The sequence below is a fragment of the Streptomyces sp. SID3343 genome (assembly GCF_009865215.1).
Lineage (GTDB): Bacteria > Actinomycetota > Actinomycetes > Streptomycetales > Streptomycetaceae > Embleya.
Map to the genome: position 1 here is coordinate 1 of NZ_WWJX01000599.1, position 433 is coordinate 433.

The 433-nt window shown below is 77.6% G+C and carries 1 pseudogene; it reads right to left on the reverse strand.

What is annotated here, in order from left to right:
* Nucleotides 1-433, reverse strand: a pseudogene (locus GT354_RS18140) (PucR family transcriptional regulator); the annotation flags it as partial.

A 433-nucleotide genomic window follows, 5' to 3' on the forward strand; every position in this document is an offset into this window, starting at 1 on the left:
CCGACGCCGCAGCGCAGGTCGGCGTCGGGGTTGCGTTCGCGCAGCACCACCAGCAGGCGGCCGGCGTCGGCGAGGGTCGCGCGCATGCCGTCGCGGCCGGGGTCGGTGGGTTGCGAACGGGTCAGGATCAGCGCCTCGTCGACGCGCGCGGCGTTCCAGGTGACGGTGCTGGAGGAGCGCAGCAGGCGCAATGCGACCGGCCCCGCGGCTTCCAGGAGGCGGTAGCGCTCGGTGCCGGCGAGCGCGGCCGGCTCCACCCGCAGGGTCAGGTGCCAGTTGTCGACGGGCAGTCCCAGCGCCCGGCCGCGGCTGCCCAGGCGCAGCGCCTGGGCCTCGGGCACGGCGAGCAGTTCGGCCAGGAGTTGGCCGCGGGAGCGGACCGGGACGTCGTCGGCCGGGCCGGCCGCGGCGGCGAGGGCGCCGAGAGCGAGTA